The following is a 19,604-nucleotide window of genomic DNA, read 5'->3' as shown; positions in this document are numbered from 1 at the left end:
AAATCAGCTGATCTTCAAGCAGCAATGCCATGACAGTGCTTGTATTTCTGGCCGGAACCGCACGGGCATGGTGCGTTACGGCTGATACCCTGTCCAGCAAAGGGATCACTCCCCCCACCCAATGTCATTTCCGCCACATCACCCGCCAGAAGCGCGCCGCCCGCTTGCGGGGAAACCGCACCAAACATGCCAGCGGCCGGCTGCACCGGCAGGGCATCGTTCTCGCCCGTGAACGGATCGATATGGCTGGTCAGGAAATCGGGCAGTTCGGGAAGCTGGAATTCTTCTGCAGGACGCATGCGGATTTCGCTGGTCATAAGGATGCGAGTCACATCCTCGCGGATCGCGTCCAGCATACGTTCGAACAGGCCGAATGCTTCCTGCTTGTATTCATTGATCGGCGTCTTCTGGGCATAAGCGCGCAGGAACACCACCTGGCGCAGCGCATCCAGCGTGGCAAGGTGCTCCTTCCAGTGATGGTCAAGCCGCTCCAGCAGGATCGATTTTTCAAGGCCACGCCATGCACTGGCGTCTACTTCAGTCACCTTGCCGTCCATGTGGGCGTCGGCCAGATGCTGAATGCGCTCTTCCACCGTGTCCGGTTCGATCGCCTCTTCCTGCATCCACTCTTCCAGCGGGATTTCCAGCCCCAGCACATCGCGCACGCGCCCTTTCAGGCCTTCCACGTTCCACTGTTCGGGATAGGAGCCTGGCGGGCAGGCATCGCCCACCAGCGCATTCACCGTGTCGTGGCGCATATCTGTCACCACGTCGCCCACTGCATCTGCATCCATGATGTCAGCGCGCTGTTCGTAAATGACCTTGCGCTGGTCGTTCATCACGTCGTCGTATTCGACCACCTGCTTGCGGATGTCGTAATTGCGGGCCTCAACCTTTTTCTGCGCCGTCTCGATAGCCTTCGACAGCCACTTCGATCCGATCGCTTCGCCATCGGCAAGGTTCGAATTCATCATGCGTGAAAACAGCGTGTCCGGCCCGAAAATGCGCAGCAGATCGTCTTCCAGGCACAGATAGAACTTGGACAGGCCGGGGTCACCTTGACGGCCCGAACGGCCGCGCAACTGGTTGTCGATACGGCGGCTTTCATGGCGCTCGGTGCCAATCACGCACAACCCACCCGCTTCCAGCACCTTCTTCTTGTCTTCGGCCACCTCGGCCTTGATCGCGGCAATCGCAGCATCGCGTTCGGCCCCGTGGGGCATATCGCGCAATTCGTCATCGATACGGAATTCGACGTTACCACCCAACTGGATGTCAGTGCCGCGCCCGGCCATGTTGGTGGCGATTGTCACCGCGCCCAGACGCCCGGCCTGTGCCACGATATGCGCTTCCATTTCGTGGAAACGGGCGTTCAGCACGTTGTGCTTCACCCCTTCCTTGCGCAGGAAGTCAGACAGCAGTTCCGATTTCTCGATGGAAACCGTGCCCACCAGCACTGGCTGTCCGTTCTCGTACTTCTCGCGGATCAGCTTGGCGATGGCGCCAAACTTGTCCATCGTGTTCTTGTAGAACTCGTCTTCCTCGTCCACGCGCAGCACCGGCACGTTGGTCGGGATCGACACGACGTTCATCTTGTAGATGTCGAAAAATTCCGGCGCTTCGGTCGCCGCCGTGCCGGTCATCCCCGAAATCTTGGGGTACATGCGGAAGTAGTTCTGGAACGTGATCGACGCCATCGTCTGATTTTCAGGCTCGATCTTGACGCCTTCCTTGGCCTCAACCGCCTGATGCAGGCCGTTGGACCAGCGGCGACCGTCCATCATGCGACCGGTGAACTCGTCAATAATGACGACCTTGTCGTCCTTGACGATGTAATCGATGTCACGCTTGAACATGACATTGGCCTTCAGCGCCTGATCCAGATGATGCACGACCATCGTGTTCTCGACGTCATACAGGTTCGATCCAACCAGCAGCCCGGCATCTTCCAGCGCGCGCTCCACCCATTCCACGCCATCTTCAGTCAGCGTGATATTCTTGGTCTTCTCATCCGCATCATAGAGTTCGGGGTTGATCGTCTTCACCACCGCGTCAACCGAGATATACAGATCGCTCTTGTCGTCGGTAGGGCCAGAGATAATCAGCGGAGTGCGCGCCTCGTCGATCAGGATCGAGTCCACTTCGTCAACAATCGCAAAGTTGAACGGACGGTGGACCATCTGATCGCGCGAATGCTTCATGTTATCGCGCAGATAATCGAAGCCCAACTCGTTGTTGGTCGCATAGGTAATGTCGGAATTATAGGCGAGGCGGCGCTCTTCCTCGTTCAGGTTGGGCACGATCACGCCCACCGTCAGGCCCAAGAACTTGTACAGCACGCCCATTGTTTCGGCGTCGCGGCGGGCCAGATAATCGTTCACCGTAACGACGTGAACACCCTTGCCTTCCAGCGCGTTCAGATAAACCGCCAGCGTCGCCACCAGCGTCTTACCTTCACCGGTGCGCATTTCGGCAATTTCACCGCGGTGCAGCACGATGCCGCCAATCATCTGAACGTCAAAATGGCGCATGCCCATCGCGCGCACCGATGCTTCGCGAACCGTGGCAAAGGCTTCGGGCAGGATGTCGTTCAGCGACGCTCCGTTTTCCAGCATTTCCCGAAACTTGGGTGTTTGCGCCGCCAGTTCATCGTCCGACAGCGATTGCAGATTTGGCTCGAAGGCGGCGATCTGGCGGACGATCTTGTCGAGCGACTTGACGTAACGGTCGTTGGAAGAACCAAAAAGGGATTTGGCGATGGAACCGAACATGGGCGGATCAATCCTGTCGAATCTGTGAAGGTAAGGATGCGGCGCACAAACAAGGCGCGCCGTTGCGTGGCAGTAACGTGCCGATAGGAAACAGGTTGCGACAGCGCTACTCGCGTGCGCGATCGCTCAATTCAATGCCGCAAGGGCGGATCAGTGCCGGGGCGGGAAGCCACACTGTCTTGCGGCGGGCATTGCTGCGCTTTTGCGGAACTGCACCGCCACGACCGGCACAGCGCTGCTGGCGCTGTTCGGCCGATGCACTGGCGGTAACACTGACGCCAGCGTCAGCCACTTCGGCACGCTGCACGGCATGCGCCATCTCAGGCAGCGAAAGGCCCGTAATCATGGCCAGCAGGACGAGCAGCATGCGCATCGCCGCAACAGATAGGCATTCAAGGCTCATTCGTCCATCTTGAAAACGCAACCTTCTATCGTCCACTCTCCCATGAAGCATGGTTGAACCTGTAACCCGCGCACGCTAGGCGCTGTTGCCATGTCCGAAACCGTCTCCCCGCTCGCCACACCCTTCCCCTCCCTTGCCCCCATCGCCGGCGTCACTCCGCGCATCGCCCGAGCCGGATACAAGGATTGGGGCCGCTGCGATCTGACGTATGTTGAACTGGCAGAAGGCACAGCGGTTGCCGGTGTGTTCACCCGCAATGTCTGCTGCTCCTCCGAAGTCGAACTCGGTCGCCAGAACGTGGCACAGGGCCACGCCCGTGCGCTGGTCGTCAATGCCGGCAACTCCAACGCCTTCACCGGATATCGCGGGCGCGAAGCGGTGGAGCAGATTATGGATCAGGTCGCCACGCACATCGGCTGCGCAAAGGAACAGGTCTTCGTATCCTCAACCGGGGTGATCGGCGTGCCTTTGCCCAAGGACAAGGCGAAAGCAGGAATCGAAGCGGCGCTGACTGCCGAAATCTGCGACTGGGAAGATGCCGCGCGCACGATCGGTACAACCGACACTTTTGCCAAGGGCGCGTCCGCCAAGGCGCAGGTAGGTGCCGTTCAGGTACACTTCAGCGCCATCATCAAAGGGAGCGGCATGATCGCCCCGGATATGGCCACGATGCTTGGCTATATCTTCACGGATGCCGCTGTAAGTCCTGCATTTTTACAGGAGTGCCTGTCTGCTGCCAACCGTAAGACTTTCTCCTGCATCACGGTCGACAGCGACACATCCACCAGTGATACCGTCCTCGCTTTCGCAACGGGCAAGGCCGGCAACGCCCCGATCACCTCGTTCGACAGCCCCGGCGCAGACGCCTTCGCCGCTGCGCTGGAAGACATCTGCCGCCAGCTTTCGCACCTTGTCGTCAAGGATGGCGAAGGCGCGCAAAAGTTCATCGCCATCAGCGTAACTGGTGCGGTTTCTGACGACAGCGCCCGGAAAGTCGGCCTCGCCATCGCCAATTCGCCCTTGGTCAAAACGGCCATCGCGGGCGAAGACGCCAACTGGGGCCGCGTGGTCATGGCCGTGGGTAAAGCGGGCGAACCTGCCGACCGCGATCGCCTTTCCATCGGCTTTGGCGGCACATGGGCAGCGCGCGACGGCCAGCCTGTTTCAGGCTATGACGAAGCTCCGGTCGCCAAGCACCTCAAAGAGCGTGAAATTTCCATCGAGGTCGATCTCGGCCTTGGACAAGGCGCAGCTACCGTCTGGACCTGCGATCTGACCCACGGCTACATCTCGATCAACGCCGACTACCGCAGTTGAGCGCGAAATCATGATAACCCTGTGGGGCCGCCTCAATTCGCACAACGTAAAAAAGGTTGCATGGGCGCTGATCGAAATGGACCTGCCGCACGTCCGCAAGGACATCGGCGGACAGTTCGGCTATACCCCTGAATACCTTGCGATGAACCCCAACCGTATGGTTCCAACAATAGTCGACGGGGCATTGGCGCTGTGGGAATCCAACGCCATCCTGCGTTATCTTGCCGATGCCTATGCGCCCACGTTTCGCAGCGATAATCCCGCAATTCGGGCCGCTGGCGACAAATGGATGGACTGGCAATTCCACTTTGCGGATGCCCAGCGCGACGCTTTTCTGGGCTGCGTCAGGCACGGCAAGGATGGCACCGATCCAGTCGTGGCCAGATCGGGTGCCCATGCCGCCGCCATGATGGCGATGCTCGATACAGAACTGACCGGACGCGAATGGCTTTCGGGTGATCGCTTCGGCATCGCGGATATTCCGATGGGCGTTTATGCCCACACCTTCCATTCGCTGCCCATCCAGCGCCCAAACCTGCCCCATCTGGAAGCATGGTATGCACGCCTGAAACAACGGCCCGGCTATACCAGTCAGGTCATGATCCCGCTAACCTGAGGACCGTGATGACGCACAACGCCCTTGATAAAGCCGTCGCGACTTTGATGCGCGAAACGGCTGAGAAGACGCTTCTCAAGCACTACCAGCGCCTTGATGTGTCTGCGATCACGGCAAAAGCGGCCGATGACGTCGTCACCATTGCCGATACCGAAAGCGAGATCATGCTGGCTGAAGGACTGGCGAAGATCCTGCCCGAAGCAGCAATCGTGGGCGAAGAGGCTGCCCACGCGGACCCTGCGATATTCGAACGCCTGTCTGACAGCCTGTGCTGGATCATTGATCCGCTGGATGGCACCAACAACTATGCCGTGGGCAAGCCGCCTTTCGGCATTTTGCTGGCGCTGGCGGAAAAGGGCGAGACGGTCGCGGGCTGGATCTATGATCCGTTGTCGGGCCGCCTGTGCACCGCACATCGCGGGCAAGGTGCGTGGGTAAATGGCGAACGGCTGACCGCGTGCACCAGCGGCGCGGATAAGCCCATCGCCGCTATTTCCGTGGTGTTTGTAGACAAGGACAAGCGCGCCGCTTTGATGGAACACATCGCCCCACACTACACGCTGGTCGATATTCCCCGCTGCGCCGCCGAACAATACCCCCGTATCGGTCTTGGCCAGAACGACGTGTCACTGTTCGAACGCACTTATGCATGGGATCATGCGGCGGGCGTTTTGTTCCTGAATGAAGCGGGCGGCAAGGCGGCGCGGCCTGACGGCAGCCCCTATCGCGTGGACCGCCACCTTGATCCTGGCCTGATCGGTGCCGCCAGCCCCGCACTGTTCGATGACATGGCAGAACGTCTGGCTCGAATATAAAACAGAAGTGCGCCCCACATTCGCGGGGCGCACTTTATCCGTTCTATTGTATGGGCCTTGTCAAAGGACGCTTTCGAGCCAGCCTTTGAGCTGAGTCTTGGGTGCAGCACCCAGCTTCTGGGCAACCGGCTTGCCATCCTTGAACAGGATCAGCAGCGGGATCGACTGCACGCCGAACTGGCTGGCGATGTCAGTGTTTTCCATGATGTCGACCTTGGCGATCGACACCTTGTCAGCCAGTTCTTCGGAAATCTCTTCCAGCGCCGGGGCGATCATCTTGCACGGACCGCACCAGTCAGCCCAGAAATCGACAAGCACGGGCTTGTCGCTGCCCAGAACTTCGGTGGCGAAGCTGGCGTCGTTGACGGCTTTGGTCGGCATTGCTGTGAACTCCTGTTTCGTTTGCGGCTAATTTAGGCTCTGCGTTGCGTGGTGCAACCGATCACGCGGAAAAGGATTCCTGCGTGGCAGAAAGGCGCAACTTTTGCACGGCGATGACATCATCGGGCACCACGAACAATTCGGGTGTATGTGTGTAGAGCAATGCAGCTTCCACCGGCATCCCCGGATGGATCGCTTCCAGCGCAGCGGCATAGGCCGCCATCTGCCGGACATAGGCCTGCGGAATATCGGCAAAACTTGCAGGCGGACGCCGCGCCGTCTTGAAATCGATGATGCGGATGCGGTTCTGGCCTATCACCAGCCTGTCCACCATGCCGCTGATGACACGCCCGCCAACAACTGCAGCCAGCGGCACTTCTGCCAGAGAATCCGGCCCGAACACATCTGCCCAGTCAGGATGGACCAGCACCGCCAACGCCGATTCCACCATGGCAATGTGGTCCGCGCCTGAAAACTCGCTGGCCGCCCGCGCCAGCCAGACAAGGCCAGCTTCGCGCCGCTTGTCTGCAGCCACATCGGGCAACCGCTCGATCAGCCGGTGCAAAAGTGTGCCCCGACGCGCCGCCAGCATGGCCATCGGGCCGGGCGGCGCAGGCGGATCGGGCGCGTCATCCTCGCCCAACGACGATGGTGCCAGCGGGCGCGGCGGGCGCGGTTCAGGACCAACCGGTGCCAGAAGACTTGCAGGCAAAGTCAGCTTTTCGGCTTGGACCGGCACAGGCATCGCCTTGGCGAATGTAGCAGGCCCGCCCAACAACTTCATTCCGCCCCACAGCGCATCTTCGCGCCAGCCATGATCGCCAAACAGCGGTTCAAGCTGTGCATACCAGCTATCTTCGGGCAGGCCGTCCTCGCCCTTTCTGCGCCGCTTACCCTTGGCTCCGGCAATGAACAACGCCTCTTCCGCACGGGTCATCGCGACATAAAGCAACCGCCAGTGTTCTTCACGGTCAGCCCGCTTTGCCTCGCCCTCGGCCTCAAGCACGGTTGGGGCTTTTTCCTCCTTCCGCAGAGGTGGCAGCGGCACTTTGCGTTGCGTGTCGAGAACTTGTTCAAGAAGGTGCAACCCTCGCGGCGGCGATGCATCAGGATCGTCCGCAGCATCGGCAAGGATCACGATCGGCGCCTGCAAACCCTTTGATCCGTGCACGGTCATTACCCGCACCAGTCCGTCAGCCTTGCCAGCCTCACGCTTCAACTCGCCCTCGCCCGCATCGAACCATTGCAGGAATCCGACAAGACTAGGCACATTGGCGCTGGCATAGGCCATGGCGGCATTCAGCAATTCATCGATGGGATCGTTCGCCTCTCGCCCCAATCGCGCCACCAGCTTGCGGCGCCCGTCCCATGGCCCGACCAGCAACCAGTGCAGCAGTGCTTGCGGCGTTTCAAAGTCTGCCCGCGCCAGCACGCTGCGCAGCTTTTCCATGGTGGAAAAGGTGGCAGGGCCTTCATTGCGGCGCAGCCAATCCCACAACCTTTGCCCATGCGGCCTGTAACCGTGCTCTAACAGGTCTTTCTGCGACCAACCGATCAGCGGTGACACCAACAATCCCGCCAGATTCAGGTCATCCAGCGGCTGCGCGGCAAAGCGCAAGGCTGCCACCAGATCCTTCACCGCCAGCGGCGCACCAAGTCGCAAGCGGTCCACCCCAGCCACTGGCACACCGCGCGCATGAAGCCGCGCCACGATCAGTCCGGCCAGCTCCTTGCGCTTACGCACAAGCACCATCAAATCACCGGCATCAGCCAGTTTCGGCGCGCCCTTGCTTAACGGGAAACCGCTGTCGATCCACGCCTTTACCTGCAGGGCGATCTGGTCTGCCAGCTTGCGATCGGGGCGGGAGAGCCACGATTCCGTGCCTTCATCGCCCCGGCCTTCGGCCCCGGTTTCGTTGTCGTCCTCGTCGTCGGGCTGATCGTCGCCCACTACCTGCCACAAGCCGACCGAACCGGGAATGGGAAGACCGCTATGCCGTTCTGGCTTTTGGGCAAGGCCAAGCCGGTCCCACCCGATGCCGTCAATTGCCGCGTCAACGAAATCAAGGATTGGCCGGGCCGTGCGGAACGATTGCCCAAGTCCCAGCTCCAGCAGCTTGCGATCAGGATCCCGCAGCACGTCGGCCACATCGGCCAGTTGCGCACGTACTGCTGCGCTGGCTTGGGCAAAGTTTTCAGGACTGGTTCCCTGAAAACCAAAGATCGCCTGCTTGTAATCGCCCACCACAAACAGCGTGCGCACCGCAGGCCCACGCTGGCCTTCGCCGGTAAAGAAATCGGAAACCAGTCCTTCCAGCACGATTTCCCATTGCGAGGCATTGGTATCCTGCGCCTCATCGACAAGGATATGGTCAAACCGGCGGTCCAGCTTGAAGCGAATCCATTCGGCGCTGGTGCGCTTGGTCAGCAATTCGGCTGCGGTGCGGATCTGGTCGTCAAAGTCGATAAAGCCTTCACGCGCTTTCGCTTCATCCCACGCCAGCGCGAACCGGCGGCCCACGGTAAGCGCTGTATCAAGCAGATCGGCCAGTTCCACTTTGGCGCGATGCTCTTTGACCGCTGCAATACAGGCGATCACCCGCGCGGCATAGCCGGGATAGTCGGGGTTCTTCTTCTCGATGTTGGTGGTCGATTTGGGTTTGCCCGTGGCCGCCAGAAACACCGATTCCAGACTGGCAAACGTGGCAAGGCGTTGCGCCGGGCTGGCCGCGATCCAATCTCCGAGCGTATTGGCAACATCGGTCCCAGTCTTGGTGCCCCATGCCACGTTCATTTCCATGCAGCGACGCACGGATTGATGATCGAACGCATCATCGCCACACATTGCGGCAAGGCCGTCTTCACCGGCATCCGCTTCCCCAAGCCCGATCACCCGGTTGATACGCGGGCGCAGCGGCGGTTGCCACGCGCCGGGGCCTTGCCACAAGTCCAGCGCCGCAGCGCAGCGCAGCAGGAACACTTCGACCTGATCCTCGCTCATCCGGCGCGACAACGTGGCCAGCGCATCGATCAGCAATTCGTCACCTTGCTGTTCAGCAGCAACCAGCATTTCGGCCAGCACCTGCCGCACCAGTAGCGCGCGGTCGCGGTCTTCCATTGCCCGTGTACCGGGGCGCAGGCCCGCCTCAACCGGAAACGATGCCAGGAGCCATTGGCAGAAAGCATGGATGGTTTCGATGCGCAGACCACCGCCTGCGCAATCCAGCACGGCAGCAAACCGGCTGCGCGCACGGGCTAGCGTCGTCGGGTCAAATGGCGCACCGATCGCGCGCAACTGTTGTGCCAGTTCGATTTCTGGCAAACGTACCCAGCCCGCCAGCACCTCGTTCACGCGGGTCGCCATTTCGGCCGCGCCCGCCTTGGTAAAGGTCAGGCACAAAATTTGTTCAGGCTCTACCCCATCCTGCAACAGCAACCGCAACACGCGGGCAGAAAGCACCTGCGTCTTGCCGGTTCCTGCCGATGCTGAAAGCCAAACGGTGCGCTGCGGATCGACCGCGTAGGCCTGATTGTCGATCAGGGGATAGACTTTGCTCATGCCCCTTCCTCCCCTTCGCGGCTCTTGTTTTCAGGGCCATCGCTTTCACGCCCCTGCCATTCATCAAGCCTCATCACCTGATCGTAATCGGAATAGCCGGGCAAATCGGGGTTCAGCCTCGCGGTGAACGGATCACTGCCCAAAATCCACCGGGCAATCGCTTCGCGCAGGAAGCGGTCGGTTTCAGGCAGGAAATCCTCCAGTTCCATCCCGCTGCGCATCTTGCCACGCTTTACCGGCGATTGGTTATAGCCGAACCCGCGATCTTTGTTGCGACCCAGCGACCAGTATTCAAAACACGACGGTTCACCCGCAACGCCGCTCATCCCGCCATCACGCGCGATCAGGCCAATCAGCCCCAGTTGCAGGGCAAACCCTTTAGCCACCATGGCGTTGGATGGCGGCGTGCCGGTCTTGTAGTCGACCACCGCCAGCGTGCCGTCAGCCAGCCTGTCGATCCGGTCGGCGCGTCCGTGAATACGGATGCCGTCCACCACGATTTCGCCCTGCTTCTCGATCGCCAGCACCTCGCGCCCTTCACCAGCCAGACGGTCGGTTTCTGCCTCGATCCAATGCAAAGCATCGATCAGACGCGGCTTCCACATCGCGCGCATGAACGGGTGTGCGCTCATCTCGTCAAACATACGTTCGGCCAGCGGCACGAGTTCGCCCGGAATGCCGCCTGCTTCATGCCACTTCTGCATGATGTCATGCACCGCCGTCCCTTTCCACGCAGGGGTCGGGTCGGCATCGATCGGATCAAGCCTGCGCAGGCCAAGAATGGCCGATGCGTAGAACTGATAGGGATCGCCCCGCAACCGGTCAAGCGCGGTGACCGCAATCGGCACGCGGCGCTGTTCAGCGCTGGGCATAGGGAGCGGCCGGGGATGGGGCGGCACCTCAGGCGCATCGGCCAATGCCTGCGCCAGCAACACGGCGCGCTTTTCATGCCGCAACTGGTCACCCAGCATCGCATGGATGCGCAGCAGGAAGCGCGACGGAATCACCGGCCCTGTCGCGTCACGTCGGGCATGGCTCAACACCACTTCGGGGGCGCCCAATGCAGCGGCCAAATCGTGCGCGGCAAGACCGATGCGGAAATCCGCGCCCGGAATGCCAAGCGCGCGCAAAATGGGGGGGGCGAGCAGCGCATCGGGCGTGGGGCTCCCCGGCCATGTACCCTCTGTCAGCCCGCCGCAGATCACCAGATCGGCCCTGCTCATCCGCGCTTCGAGCAATCCATAGATGGCAAGCCGCGGATGGCCGCCATAGGGCGGACGCACTGATGTCTCATCCATCGCATCGCGCAACAGCGCGGGCAATTCCTCTGCCGCGACCATCGATGGCGCATCACCCGTCGCTTCGCGCCAGCATTCGACAAACCGGGCAAGACAGCGCCCGTCGGCCTGCGCCCAAAGCGCTGTGCCGCAGAGCGCCTCACCGGTTTCCACCAACGCGACCAGCGCCATGTCGAACGGCACTGCGCCGTCGAGCGGCAGTAGCGGGAACAGCAGATCCTCCACCCCGGACCACCATTCGGTCAGCCCCGGATAGCGTTTTTCAGCCTTTTCCGCCGCCTGACGGATTGCCGCCAGCCCCGGTCCCGGCCGTGGTCCCCGCAACGCCAGATCAAGCTGGCGCACCCGCTCCAGCCATCCAGCCCGCCCATCGCCCGCCTGAACCAGCGGGTGACCCAACAGCGCCAGCAAGGGCACCGGCGCAGCACGTTCCGCCACAACTTCGGCCAGTTGCAGCAGCACCCGCCCCGCTGCCGTTTGTGGCAAGGGACGGCCTGCAGTATCGTCAGCCACAATGTTCCATCGGCCCAGATTGGCGACGATCCGCGCGGCAAGGCTGCGGTCCGGTGTAATCACCGCCACGCGCCGTTCAGGCACGTCCAGCGCCTCGCGCACCAGCACCGCAATCGCCTGCGCTTCCTCTTCGGGATGGGTGCTTTCCATTACCCGCACGCCCGAAAGCCGCCGGTCCTTGGCCTCAAGCGATACCCAAGCCGCGCTGGCCTCTGGCGGCAGGAATAGATTGGAAATCGCGCGGCTGCGATCTGGCGGGGCGGGTGAAAGCCCGGCGCGGTGCCACGGCTGCACTTCGCCTCGTGCAATGCCCATGCGGTTCAGCAATAGCTTCAGATGATATTGCGGATGGGTCACGACATCGCCGCGATCAAACACACCGCCATCAGGCCCTCCGGCACTGCCCAGCGCATCCCACACCGCATCGTCCAGCGCCAGGTCAAGGTCAGGCAAAATCACCCCGCCATCGGGCAGATCCGCCACCACCCGCAACAACCGCGCCACCGCGGGCGAGGCCGAGGTTACCCCGGCGGCAATCACCGGATGCACGGGCGGGTTCTGCCGCCAACTTTGCGTGGCATGGTCCAGCAGCCGGTTGCGCCGCTCTGGCGCATCGACCCGGTCCAGCCCGATCAGTTCAAGCTGCCACTGCGCAAAGACTTTGGCGAACAATCGCGTGCTATCCTGCCAGTGCGTCGAAAGTTCGGCGGCGATGCCCACCACGCTTTCGTCCAGCATGTCTTCTATACTGACATCTTCCACCAACAGCCGGTCAATACCCTGCGCTAACCCGCGTGCCTGCCGCAACAAAGCCGCTTCACCGGGGGCATCTGCGCCCAGTTCATCTGCCAGAAACCGCGCCAAGCGCAATAACCGGAACGTCGGGTCAACCGCCTCTGCTATACCTGCGCCCGCGCCGATGGGATCCAGCAACGGTCCCAGCGTTTCATCCAGATCAAGGTCGCCTACCACCACCATACGCGGCAGCAGCAGCCCACCGCGCCCGTCGTCTCCGCTGGCGCGCACGAAAGCCTCGGTCACCGTGCGCACAGCGCGCTGGCTGGGCAGCAACAGGGTCAGCCGGGCAAGACCGAACCGGTCTTCGCGGTAACGCGGGATCAAGCCCGCAACCAGCGCGTCAGCAAAGCCCCTGTGCGCCGCGATGGACCAGACACGCGGACGATGGGGAGCCGTTGTCATGTCAATCGTTCAACAACGCCGCCTCGGTAGGCGCGATCATCTGCGGCTCACCCACTTCGTACCATAGCCCTAGGTGCGAAATGCCGTAAAGCCGCCCTTCCCCAATCGCCCGATCCCATAACCGGGTGGTGGAAAAGGCCCCATCCGGCGCATCGCGCAGCAGGCGATGCGAAACGATCTGGATGCCGCTGTAGATGAATGGCGCTACCCGCCCGGTCCGCCGCCGCGAAATGCGGCCCATCGGGTCCATGTGAAAATCGCCTTTGCCGCGATAATTGAACGCGCGTGCATGCGGCACCAGCAGTAGCAGAGCGTCCATCCGTTCGGCATCCCAGTTATTCGACAGATGCTGGAACACATCGCGCGGACCATCCAGCCAGATGTTGTCGCTGTTCAGCGCAAAGAACGGATCTCTGCCGATCAGCGGCAATGCCTTGACCATGCCGCCGCCGGTTTCCAGCAATTGCCCGCGCTCGTCCGAAATTGCGATCCGCGGGGATTGCCGCCGCGCCAGATGTGCTTCCATCGCATCGGGCAGATAATGCACGTTCACGACCGCGCGCGCCACGCCCGCTTCGTCCAGCTTGTCCAGACAGTGATCGATAAGCGGCTTGCCCGCCACGGGCACCAGCGGCTTGGGCCGGGTTGCCGTCAACGGGCGCATCCGCTTGCCAAGACCGGCAGACAGCACCATCGCCACATCGCTTGCCAATGGTTTGCTCATACCGCGAATGCACCACCGCCGGCCGCACGAAGTTCGGCGGGAATGTTGGCATCAAACCACGCAGCGACCGGGGCCAGCGCCGGATGGGCCAGATCGCGCTCAAGCAAGGCCCACACACGCGGAATGTAATCCAGATAGCGCGGCTTGCCGTCGCGCTTCCACAATCGCACGAAAATGCCGACGATCTTGGCATTGCGCTGCGCGCCGAGGCGAGCATAATCAGCAATAAATTCATTGCCTTCGCCGGTTTTCTTCAAGTAATACTCCAGCATACGTGCTTCCAGTTCGGGCGACACGTCCCGCCGCGCGTCCTGCAACAGCGAAACAAGGTCATAAGCAGGATGCCCCACCAGTGCGTCCTGAAAATCCAGTAACCCCTGCCGATCAAGCCCGCCCAGCAGCATCACGTTTTCGGCGTGATAATCGCGGAGCACGGTCATGCCGGGGCGCTGGCGCACGATCAGCGGAGCTAGCACGTCTTCCCATGCCGCAGCCCAGCCCTTGCCGTCGATGTAGAGATTGCGTGCCGGAACATACCAATCGATGAACAGCTTGGCCTCACGCTGATATTCCGCCAGCGAGTAGTCGGTAAATGGCCCCGGTGGCAATTGGCGCAATTGCAGCAGGGCATCGATTGCCGCTCGATAGACTTCGTCCTCATCCTGCGGCCAGGAATCAAGGTATTCACGCATCCGCACGGCACCAAAATCCTCGATCAGCACAAAGCCGTCTTCGGCCCGTTCCGCCAGAATGCGCGGCGCACGCATGCCGTTGGCATCCAGCCATTTAGCCGCCCGCAGGAATGGCTGCGGATCTTCATTTGGTGGGGGTGCATGCATCAGCATCGCTGCTTTGTCGCCAAGCCGCACGCGGAAATAGCGGCGGAACGAAGCATCCCCCGGCAAAGGTTCGATCTTTGCGCCCAGCCAACCGGCCCGGTTGAGAAACTCTTCGACGCCCGAAGGAATAGTCAGGTCCATGAAGCTCGCTCTAGCCAATCGCGCCCGGCAGTTACAATGGCCCGGCGCCCTTTTTCCGTAGATTCGAACAGGATGGAAAGGCATCCCGGCTCGTGCGTGAACCCACCTGCATGGTCGGGCCATTCGGCCAGCATGGCCGCACCCTGACGGTAATCGTCCAGCCCGATCTCGTCCGCTTCTGCCGGGTCCTCAAGCCGGTAGAAATCGGCATGGACCAGCGACAGGCGCACCGTAGGCGGATCATACATTTCGATGATCGCAAAGCTGGGACTTGGCACTTCGCCTTCATACCCCAACGCCGCAATGATCGCACGCGCCAGCGTCGTCTTGCCTGCGCCCAGCCCGCCAGACAGCGCAACAACATCGCCGGCGCGCAGATCCTCGGCAATCCGCCGCGCCAGCGCCACCGAAGCTGCATGATTGGGCAGGTCGACGATCATGGCAGAACCACGATGGCGCTTGTGCCCAGACCCGGTTCCGACATCAGCTCCAGCGTGCCGCCATGGGCCTCGACCAGTTGGCGAACCAACGGCAGACCTAATCCCTGCCGCTTTTCAGCCGCGCGGCCATCAGCGCTCAGCTTAAGACCTTCCAGAGCGCGGGCCAGCACCGCCGGCTCCATACCGCTGCCATTGTCGGACACCACAACCTGAAGCCGCCCACCCTTCTTGCGCGCGGCTTCCACCAGAATGCGACCACCTGCTGGTGTTGCCGCAATCGAATTGTCGATCAACTGGCCAAAGGCCCGGCGCAGCCGCCGCGCATCGCCCATCACCATGCCCGAAGACTTGTCCCCGCGCAGATCCAGCGTCAGCCCCGCCGCCACAAAACGCTCAGCCCGCTCTTGTACCACTTCGGTCAGTAGCGGGAATATCTCCACCTGCTCTTGCGCCAGTGGCAGTGTCCCGGCCTCGCTTTGCGAAAGATCCAGCACGTTCTCGATCTGCTCACCCAGTCGCTCAACCGAAGCCAGAATCGCGTCGACATATTCCTTCTGCTGGTCGCTCAATGCCCCCACAAGCCCACTTTGCAGCAGTTCCGCAAAGCCGCCGATGGACGTCAGCGGGGTGCGGAATTCATAGCTCATATTGGCGATGAAGCGGGTCTTTACCGCATCCGCTTCCATCAGCGCCGCATTACGTTCGCGCAGCGCTGCTTCGGCCTTCTGGCTGTCGGTAATGTCCAGCACGGTCAACATGCCATTGCCATCAGGCAGCGGCACGCCCGCCAGCGCAAAGTGCCTCCCGTCGGCCAGCGCCAGCCTGCCGCTGCGCTGCTTGCGCTCCAGCGTCGCACCTTGAATGACCTGCGTGATCGTGCCGATCTGCGCTGGCCGCTTCAACTGGCTGGCAATGCGGTTCAGCAGCACGTCAGCGCGCGGATGCGTGGCAAGGAACTCCTCGTCCAGCCCCCAGTCGGCGGCAAAGCGACGGTTCCACAATTGCAGCCGTGCATCGGGCGCAAACACCGCCAGCGATTCAAACAGGTTGTCGAATGTGGCGGTGCGGGTGCGCAACAGCGTATCGCGCGTGGCGGAAAGCTGAAGCTGTTCGGTCCTGTCCTCAAAAATCACCAGCAACCCACCATCCGGCATGGGCTGCCCAACCACGCGCAGGTGCGTGCCGTCGGACAAGTGCCACGATTCCTCACGCGGTTCGCGCGCCAGAAACCAGCCCTGCCTCTCGCGCCGCCATTCGGGAAAATCGCGCACTTCGGGCAGGCGCCCGGCATCACGCATCCGGTCAAGCACACGGTCGAACGGCGGGGTATCCACCACCCAGGCCTGCGGCACTGAAAAAATGCGCAGGAAAGGCTGGTTGGCGAAAACCAGATTCCGTTTCTCATCAAACTGCGCAATCCCGGCGGACAGTGTATCCAGCATCTGCCGCTGCGCTTCACGGAAGCGGCGGAATTGACGGATCAACTCCTCCATCTCCTCGATGTCCGCCGCATATCCCGCCACGCCTTCATCGCCCAACGGCAGGTCCGTCACCCTAATGGCGCGACGCTGGCCCTTGATCGTCGCCAGCAGCGACCGTTCGACGGGCGCGCGGCGGGCTTGCGCCTGCCGCGCCACTTGTGCTGCGCTCAACCCATCCACCGGCTCGATCAGTTCGGTGCCATGGGCAATCACCGCATCGGCGCTGTCTGCCCCCACTGCTTTGACGTAGGCGCTGTTGACCAGTCGCAATCGCAGATCCGGTCCGCGAAACCACATCGGCAGCGGCGCCGCTTCGATCAGGCCGGAAAGTCCGGCAAAGTCTGCCTTGGCCCTGCCGGTTTCCGCGCGCAGACGCACCAGTTCAGCCTCGCTGTCAGAAAAGTCGAAAAACCACACCAGCGCCGCACCGCCGGGCGACACCTGCGGGTCGGCAAGGTGGCCATGCGCTGCAATCGCGCGGTTGCCGCCGCGCGGGGTCAACGCCATGCGGAACGGCTTACCGGTCTTCTGCGCGCGGCGCACCGCATCGCTAAACCGCGCCAACTCCACCTCGTCCAGCCCGTGCTCGCCCGCATCCAGTTCCGTCAGGAAACCGGGCATGGCGTCAAAGCCCAGCCAACCGGCAAGCCGTGACGGCCCTTCGATCCGTCCGTCCGCCCGCACCAGCATGGGCAATGCGGGTGCCTCCTCCATCATCCGGGCAAGCCTGCGCGCCTGCCGCTGCACTGCTTCGCCCTTGCGGGCGCGGCGGCGCGCTTCAAGCACGAGCCACCCCGCCCCTGCCGTCCATGTGGCAAGCAGCAGTCCAATCAGCACCAGCACGGTCTGGTTAAGCAACGGCATCATGTCTTCGCTATGCGCACCGACGATCGATTACAATGGTGCTGGAACGCAAAAAGGGCGGCAGATAAATCCGCCGCCCTCTAACCAGCTCAAAAAGCAGTGCCGGATCAGTAGCGATAGTGGTCCGGTTTGAACGGACCTTCCTGCGTCACGCCAATATAATCCGCCTGCTTCTTGCTCAGCGTGGTCAGCTTCACGCCCAGCTTTTCCAGATGCAGCGCAGCAACCTTTTCATCCAGATGCTTGGGCAGAACATAGACGTCGTTCTTATAGGCATCGTTCTTGGTAAACAGTTCGATCTGGGCCAGCGTCTGGTTGGTGAAGCTGGCGCTCATGACGAAGCTGGGGTGGCCGGTGGCGCAGCCAAGGTTCACCAGACGACCCTTGGCCAGAATGATAATTTGCTTGCCATCGGGGAATTCCACCAGATCGGTGCCAGGCTTAACTTCGGTCCAGTTATAGTTGTTCAGCGCCGCAATCTGAATCTCGCTGTCGAAGTGGCCTATATTGCACACGATGCTCATCGGTTTCATCGCCTTCATGTGTTCGGCGGTGATGACATCTTCGTTGCCGGTCGCCGTCACGAAGATATCGGCCCGAGTCACCGCTTCTTCCATGGTGACAACTTCATAGCCTTCCATCGCCGCCTGCAATGCGCAGATCGGGTCGATTTCGGTGACCATCACGCGTGCGCCGCCGTTGCGCAGCGAAGCGGCGCTGCCCTTGCCCACGTCGCCGAACCCGGCAACGCACGCAACCTTGCCCGCCAGCATCACGTCGGTCGCACGACGGATCGCATCGACCAACGATTCCTTACAGCCATAGAGATTGTCGAACTTTGACTTGGTAACGCTGTCGTTCACGTTGATCGCGGGGAACGGCAGCTTGCCCTCCTTGGCAATCTGATACAGGCGATGGACACCGGTGGTCGTCTCTTCCGAAACACCCTTGATCGCCTTTACCGATGCGGTTAGATAGCCCGGTTTGCGCTTCAGGAATGCATTCAGGGCGCGGACGAATTCGATTTCTTCAGCGTTAGATGGTTCGAACAGCGTTTCGCCTGCTTCCACGCGCGCACCCCACAGCGCAAACATGGTGGCATCGCCGCCGTCGTCGAGAATCAAGTTTGCCGTCTCATCACCCCAGTCGAAGATCGATCCGACATAGTCCCAATAATCGGCAAGGCTTTCACCCTTCACCGCAAACACCGGAATACCAGCAGCGGCAATAGCGGCGGCGGCATGGTCCTGCGTGGAAAAGATGTTGCAGGTGGCCCAGCGCACATCGGCACCCAGCGCCACCAGCGTTTCGATCAGCACCGCAGTCTGGATCGTCATATGCAGGCTGCCGGTGATGCGCGCGCCCTTTAGCGGCTGCGCAGCGCCAAATTCCTCTCGCAGCGCCATCAGCCCCGGCATTTCGGTTTCGGCAATGCGGATTTCGGCGCGGCCAAATTCGGCAAGGCCGATATCCGCAATCACATAATCGTTCTGGGCGTTAAGCACGCTGGCCACGAGGTATTCTCCTGAAATTCATGTCGCGCGCAGAGCGCGCCGTAATCGCCCCATAGCGTGGCAAGGGCCTTGGCGCAAACAACGCATAAAGATTTCTTTATATCGTATTGTAAGGGCAACCCTCCGGTTGCGCCTTGGCACGCCTCGCCTATATCCCTTGGGCAAGACCTGTCCGGGGGCAAAGCGCCCCGGTCGCAACGAAAGGAAATTTGGGGATGACTATCGCTGTTGGTGACACGCTGCCCGACGTGAAGATCGTCAAGGCAACCGCCGAAGGCCCGGAAGCGGTTCAGTCGGCTGAATACTTCAAGGGCAAGAAGGTTGCATTGTTCTCGGTTCCCGGCGCGTTCACGCCCACCTGCTCGGCCAAGCACCTGCCAGGCTATGTCGAGAAGGCCGCCGATCTCAAGGCCAAGGGCATCGACGAAATCGCTTGCACCGCCGTTAACGATCCGTTCGTGATGAAGGCATGGGGCGCAGCTTCGGGTTCGGCCGACGTGACCATGCTGGCTGATGGTAACGGCGATCTGGCCGAAGCATTGGGCCTTACAATGGACGGTTCGGGCTTTGGCCTAGGCAAGCGCGGTCAGCGTTTCTCGATGATCGTCAACGATGGTGTCGTCGAACAGCTCTTCGTCGAAGCTCCGGGTGACTTCAAGGTCAGCTCGGCGGACCACATGCTCGACAGCATCTGAGCGATCTGGTCCCTGCCAACTCGCCAGGGACCA

14 protein-coding genes are annotated in these 19,604 nt (G+C 61.4%); 4 read left to right on the top strand and 10 right to left on the bottom strand.

The annotated features are described in order from the left end of the window. Positions 1 to 14: 14 nt before the first annotated feature. Together secA and OVA07_RS11720 are read right to left on the bottom strand one after the other, a co-directional pair. A complete protein-coding gene (secA, locus tag OVA07_RS11725) occupies positions 15 to 2,771 on the bottom strand; it encodes a preprotein translocase subunit SecA (RefSeq protein WP_268171603.1) in 2,757 nt (918 codons plus the stop codon). 106 nt (positions 2,772 to 2,877) lie between these two features. Then, a complete protein-coding gene (locus OVA07_RS11720; protein WP_268171602.1) occupies positions 2,878 to 3,174 on the bottom strand; it encodes a hypothetical protein in 297 nt (98 codons plus the stop codon). A 90-nt stretch (positions 3,175 to 3,264) separates the two neighbouring features. Here OVA07_RS11720 and argJ point away from each other — a divergent pair, with 90 nt between their 5' ends. Genes argJ through OVA07_RS11705 form a run of 3 tightly spaced genes read left to right on the top strand, consistent with a single transcriptional unit; the run spans position 3,265 to position 5,922 of the window. Beyond that, the gene (argJ, locus tag OVA07_RS11715) at positions 3,265 to 4,491 is read left to right on the top strand and encodes a bifunctional glutamate N-acetyltransferase/amino-acid acetyltransferase ArgJ (protein ID WP_268171600.1); all 1,227 of its coding nucleotides are present in this window, start codon (positions 3,265 to 3,267) and stop codon (positions 4,489 to 4,491) included. A gap of 10 nt (positions 4,492 to 4,501) precedes the next feature. Beyond that, the gene (locus OVA07_RS11710) at positions 4,502 to 5,107 is read left to right on the top strand and encodes a glutathione S-transferase family protein (RefSeq protein ID WP_268171599.1); all 606 of its coding nucleotides are present in this window, start codon (positions 4,502 to 4,504) and stop codon (positions 5,105 to 5,107) included. An 8-nt stretch (positions 5,108 to 5,115) separates the two neighbouring features. Continuing rightward, on the top strand, positions 5,116 to 5,922 hold the full coding sequence (locus OVA07_RS11705; protein ID WP_268171597.1) for an inositol monophosphatase family protein: 807 nt from the start codon (positions 5,116 to 5,118) through the stop codon (positions 5,920 to 5,922). A gap of 60 nt (positions 5,923 to 5,982) precedes the next feature. Here the strand turns inward: OVA07_RS11705 and trxA are convergent, their stop codons facing one another. The 8 genes from trxA to ahcY all read right to left on the bottom strand — a co-directional run bounded on the left by trxA (position 5,983) and on the right by ahcY (position 18,876). After that, positions 5,983 to 6,303: a thioredoxin gene (gene trxA / locus OVA07_RS11700; protein ID WP_268171595.1), complete on the bottom strand. Its 321-nt coding sequence runs from the start codon at positions 6,301 to 6,303 to the stop codon at positions 5,983 to 5,985. Positions 6,304 to 6,364: 61 nt separating this feature from the next. Further along, complete coding sequence (gene addA / locus OVA07_RS11695) at positions 6,365 to 9,862, bottom strand: double-strand break repair helicase AddA (protein ID WP_268171594.1); 3,498 nt, start codon at positions 9,860 to 9,862, stop codon at positions 6,365 to 6,367. Beyond that, positions 9,859 to 12,873: a double-strand break repair protein AddB gene (addB, locus tag OVA07_RS11690; protein WP_268171593.1), complete on the bottom strand. Its 3,015-nt coding sequence runs from the start codon at positions 12,871 to 12,873 to the stop codon at positions 9,859 to 9,861. The genes addA and addB overlap by 4 nt, the downstream gene beginning before the upstream one ends. Position 12,874: 1 nt before the next feature. Then, positions 12,875 to 13,597: a nucleotidyltransferase family protein gene (locus tag OVA07_RS11685; protein WP_268171592.1), complete on the bottom strand. Its 723-nt coding sequence runs from the start codon at positions 13,595 to 13,597 to the stop codon at positions 12,875 to 12,877. Continuing rightward, entirely contained in the window at positions 13,594 to 14,577 is a 984-nt protein-coding gene (locus OVA07_RS11680; protein WP_268171591.1) for an aminoglycoside phosphotransferase family protein, read from the bottom strand. The genes OVA07_RS11685 and OVA07_RS11680 overlap by 4 nt, the downstream gene beginning before the upstream one ends. Then, on the bottom strand, positions 14,568 to 15,017 hold the full coding sequence (gene tsaE, locus OVA07_RS11675) for a tRNA (adenosine(37)-N6)-threonylcarbamoyltransferase complex ATPase subunit type 1 TsaE (RefSeq protein WP_268171590.1): 450 nt from the start codon (positions 15,015 to 15,017) through the stop codon (positions 14,568 to 14,570). The genes OVA07_RS11680 and tsaE overlap by 10 nt, the downstream gene beginning before the upstream one ends. Then, on the bottom strand, positions 15,014 to 17,362 hold the full coding sequence (locus OVA07_RS11670) for a sensor histidine kinase (RefSeq protein WP_268172695.1): 2,349 nt from the start codon (positions 17,360 to 17,362) through the stop codon (positions 15,014 to 15,016). The genes tsaE and OVA07_RS11670 overlap by 4 nt, the downstream gene beginning before the upstream one ends. 107 nt (positions 17,363 to 17,469) lie before the next feature. Further along, positions 17,470 to 18,876 carry an adenosylhomocysteinase gene (ahcY, locus tag OVA07_RS11665; RefSeq protein WP_268171589.1) on the bottom strand — a complete coding sequence of 469 codons (1,407 nt, stop codon included), beginning with the start codon at positions 18,874 to 18,876 and terminating at the stop codon, positions 17,470 to 17,472. Between the two features lie 215 nt (positions 18,877 to 19,091). Here ahcY and OVA07_RS11660 point away from each other — a divergent pair, with 215 nt between their 5' ends. Continuing rightward, positions 19,092 to 19,571 (top strand): peroxiredoxin, encoded by a 480-nt coding sequence (locus OVA07_RS11660; RefSeq protein WP_268171587.1) that lies wholly within the window; start codon positions 19,092 to 19,094, stop codon positions 19,569 to 19,571. Positions 19,572 to 19,604 lie beyond the last annotated feature (33 nt).

The organism is Novosphingobium sp. SL115 (assembly GCF_026672515.1).
Taxonomy (GTDB): Bacteria; Pseudomonadota; Alphaproteobacteria; order Sphingomonadales; family Sphingomonadaceae; genus Novosphingobium.
Note: the sequence above shows the minus strand (reverse complement) of the source record. Positions and strands in the feature narration are given on the sequence as shown.

Coding starts and splice junctions, on each gene's coding strand:
- secA (WP_268171603.1), bottom strand. CDS start 2,771: ATGTTCGGTTCCATCGCCAAATCCCTTTTTGGTTCTTCCAACGACCGT.
- OVA07_RS11720 (WP_268171602.1), bottom strand. CDS start 3,174: ATGAGCCTTGAATGCCTATCTGTTGCGGCGATGCGCATGCTGCTCGTC.
- argJ (WP_268171600.1), top strand. CDS start 3,265: ATGTCCGAAACCGTCTCCCCGCTCGCCACACCCTTCCCCTCCCTTGCC.
- OVA07_RS11710 (WP_268171599.1), top strand. CDS start 4,502: ATGATAACCCTGTGGGGCCGCCTCAATTCGCACAACGTAAAAAAGGTT.
- OVA07_RS11705 (WP_268171597.1), top strand. CDS start 5,116: ATGACGCACAACGCCCTTGATAAAGCCGTCGCGACTTTGATGCGCGAA.
- trxA (WP_268171595.1), bottom strand. CDS start 6,303: ATGCCGACCAAAGCCGTCAACGACGCCAGCTTCGCCACCGAAGTTCTG.
- addA (WP_268171594.1), bottom strand. CDS start 9,862: ATGAGCAAAGTCTATCCCCTGATCGACAATCAGGCCTACGCGGTCGAT.
- addB (WP_268171593.1), bottom strand. CDS start 12,873: ATGACAACGGCTCCCCATCGTCCGCGTGTCTGGTCCATCGCGGCGCAC.
- OVA07_RS11685 (WP_268171592.1), bottom strand. CDS start 13,597: ATGAGCAAACCATTGGCAAGCGATGTGGCGATGGTGCTGTCTGCCGGT.
- OVA07_RS11680 (WP_268171591.1), bottom strand. CDS start 14,577: ATGGACCTGACTATTCCTTCGGGCGTCGAAGAGTTTCTCAACCGGGCC.
- tsaE (WP_268171590.1), bottom strand. CDS start 15,017: ATGATCGTCGACCTGCCCAATCATGCAGCTTCGGTGGCGCTGGCGCGG.
- OVA07_RS11670 (WP_268172695.1), bottom strand. CDS start 17,362: ATGCCGTTGCTTAACCAGACCGTGCTGGTGCTGATTGGACTGCTGCTT.
- OVA07_RS11660 (WP_268171587.1), top strand. CDS start 19,092: ATGACTATCGCTGTTGGTGACACGCTGCCCGACGTGAAGATCGTCAAG.